The following is a 3,642-nucleotide window of genomic DNA, read 5'->3' on the forward strand; positions in this document are numbered from 1 at the left end:
AACACCAGACTCAAATGTAATAAATAAAGGTGTACAACAACTTTCAGACACAGAACTAAATGCAAACCAGTTACAAAAAGATAACTTAGCAAAACTTAAAACCGCTTTAAACGGTTCTATAACAGTTAAAGTTCCAACTAATAAAGTAAGTGAAATATCTAAAAGAATTACAGATATCTCTTCTCTTAAAGAAGAGTTGGGATTAGATATTACGTCAATTGTAGGGTCAACATTTGCAGTTTCAGCTAAGGGAGAAACTGATGGAACAATATCAATTTCAGTAATAATGAATACTCTTGGAGCTTCAAACCCAGTTTCATCAATTGTAACTAAAGATGTTAAACATATTTCGGATGCAGAGCTAAATGCAAATATAATTCAAAAAAACAATTTAGCAAAACTTAAAGCTGCTTTAAATGGTGCAACAACTATTAAGGTGCCAACTGATAAAGCTAGTGCAATTTCTTCAAGAATAAGCGATGTTGCTTCACTTAAAGATGAACTTGGAATTGATTTAACTTCTATTAGTGGATCAACATTTAAAGTTTCAGCAACAGGTGCAACTGATGGAACAATATCAATTAGTGTAACAATGACAACTGCAGGTGCTACAACACCGGACTCAACTGCATTAAATAAAGATGTACAACAACTTTCAGATACTAAACTTGAGGCAAACATAATTCATTTAGAAAATAAAAAAATAATTATTAAAAAAATTAATAAACTAAATAAAGTAAAAATTAGTGAAAATAAAATGGAAGAAATTAAAGAAGGTAATATTTCAGTACAAAACTTTGAAAAAATTTTCGGGGTTAATTTACAAGATATCAAAAACTCTAAAATAAGTATTAATATACATAAAATAGATAATCATAAAATTGAGATAACAACAAAATTAGAAACTCCAAAATCAACACTATCACCTTTCACTATTAAGAAAAATGTTAAGTCAAGTGGCAAACATTCAAACACGATCATTTGAATAAGCATACTGTCTATATTAAGTATAATCGGAACACTAGGCATTATATTATTAATCAAAAAAATAATTAAAAAATAATTTCAAACTTACCGTAAGGTAGGTTTTATTTTAGCATTTTAAAATTAAGAGTATATTTATTTTCTTCTGCAAAATATAAAATAACACTTATGAATAACGAAAATATTAGAACTATTTAAAAATAAAATATTGTATTTTTTTCATTAGAATTTAAGAATAAAAAAGTAATTATAATCAAAGAATTAACTAAAAACATCTATGAATTGTATTTTACATATAAAAATTACAATGATGCTATAATTTATAATATTTTGTAAGATTTAAAGGAGCAAATTTATAATGAAAAAAATAACTAAGAAATTATTAGCCACAACAATTGCGAGTACTTTTTCAATTTCAGCTTCGGTTGCAACCATAAGCATTGAGGATTATAAAACAAGTGAAAATCCATATGTAAATTCGTTTAAAAGTACAAATAATGCAGCTTTAAATTATTCTTCTACGCAAGCTTATTCTTCTACACAAGATATTGATAGAATACAACAACACAATTTAACTGTTTTAAAGTCAGAGTTAAGTCGAACAATAAAATTGAATAATCCTAATGAGAAGGCTAGCGATGTTGCAAAGAGGATAGTTGATGTTCAAGGATTAAAAAATGAAACGAATATTGATTTAACTTCATTGCAAAATCCTTCAATGTTTTTTATAACAGCTACTCCAAATAGTGATGGTGTAATTAATTTGAGTGTAACTATGAATACGCCAGGTGCCACAGTTCCAAGATCAATACCAGTAAATGCGTCTATTAATGGCATTGTGAAAGTTGGAGGATTCGGGATTGAAGATGATAATCCTAAACAAATTGGGATGTATCGTAATTCTAATGTAAATACTCTTAAAGTAGTTTCAAGTGATCCTAATTCAACAGTTAGAGTGGATTTTGATTTTGCTAGTGTATCTTCTACAATAGTGCAACCTTCATTCCAACAACTCCTTGCAGTTACAAATGGTAAAGATCAAGATCTTTTTTCTGAACTTAAAAAGAGAGTTTTCCTTTCTAAGAAAAACGGAAAATGGGTTGATTTTAATGGAGAAATACAAGCAAAAGAATTTACCTCTGAAGCTAATGCGATTACATTTGAAGCTGAAGGATGGGGTTCAATAAAAAGAAGTAAGGCGATATTAAAAGTTTGAATTTCCAGTGAAAATTCTAGAACAGGTGAAGTGGAAATTTCAACCAAATTTACTATGACTAATGCCAGTGGAGAAGATGCTGCAATCTTGAAAAGCTTATCCGCTCAAGGATTAAATCATGAATATAGCAAGGATTTAATAAAAGCTCAAAATTACCAAAAATTACAAAAAATAATTAATGATGCCAAACCATTTTCTAGACCAAAAGGTACTGATGCTGAAATAGTTAAAAAAATACATGATATAGCATCTCTTAAAAATGAATTGGGTATAGATCTCTCAGGAATTGTAGGATCTACTCTTAATATTGATTCAAAATTAAATAGTCATGGTTCTGTAGAAATTAATGTTGGAATGACAACTGCGGGCGCAAAAGAACCAAAATCAGAAATTATTCCCATTATTTTTGATGGAGTAAAAAGCTTTAATAACTTCGCTATTGATGATGATACAATTAATTTTTGAAAACATAGTACTAGTAATTATAATAAAACATTTACTCAAGAATTAACTATTAATGAAAAGGGCGCGTTAAGAGTATTTTTTGATATATCAACCGTTAGTTCTGGTATAGTTAAACCTACTATTAATGACTTATTAAATATTGTTAATGGGAGCGACAAAACTTTATTTTCTAGGATGAAAAGAGAAGTTATATTGGGGATGGATAAAGGTAAATGAATTAAAGCGGATGGCGTTATAAGAAGTAAAGAAATTACAAATAAAAATAATGCAGTTGAAGTTGTAATTCATGGGAGAGGTAGTAACAAACCGAATAGTGTGACTGTAAAGATTTGGATTTCTAAGTATGATTCTGTATCTAAAAAAGCTGAGGTTTCTGTTAATGTTTTTTTAAATCAACAAAGTGGTTCTGAGGATGCTGCATTAATTAAAAACATTACTTTTCAAGCAATTAATGATAAATATCAAAACAATCTTTTACATGTCAATAACTTAGCTAAAGTAAAAGAAATTATAAACAATACGAAAATAAAAAAACTTTCTAGTTTTGAAAAAGCAAGCGAAATAGCATCTAAAATAACTGATAAAGCAAGCTTGAAAAAAGAATTAGGTATTGATTTATCTGCGATAAAAGGATCAATAATTGCCATTAAAGCGAAGGGTAAGGCTAATGGAGAAATAGATTTAGAAATTACTACAACTACAACTATACAAACAAGCAATGGGCCATTAACTAAAACTGATATTGTTAATAAAAAAATAAATCATATATTAGATAAAACTGTTGACATTAATATATTGCAAAAAGATAACTTAGCAAAACTTAATACTGCTTTAAATGGTGCAACAACTATTAAAGTGCCAACTGATAAAGCTAGTGCAATTGCTTCAAGAATAACTGACGCTGCTAAACTTAAAGATGAACTAGGAATCGATTTAACTTCTATTAATGGATCAACATTTAAAGTTTCAGCAACAGG

The 3,642-nt window shown here is 28.3% G+C and carries 2 protein-coding genes; both read left to right on the forward strand.

Annotation, left to right across the window (positions count from 1 at the left end; genetic code table 4):
* Positions 1 to 1,063, forward strand: a 1,063-nt coding sequence (locus tag C4B24_RS04985; protein WP_168388355.1) for a hypothetical protein, incomplete at its 5' end; no start/stop codon positions are given.
* A 279-nt stretch (positions 1,064 to 1,342) separates the two neighbouring features.
* Positions 1,343 to 3,642: hypothetical protein (locus C4B24_RS04465; RefSeq protein ID WP_131599577.1), on the forward strand; the 2,300-nt coding region annotated here is incomplete at its 3' end.

Origin of the sequence: Mycoplasma marinum (assembly GCF_004335975.1) — a bacterium.
Classification (GTDB): domain Bacteria; phylum Bacillota_I; class Bacilli_A; order Mycoplasmatales; family Metamycoplasmataceae; genus Mycoplasma_K; species Mycoplasma_K marinum.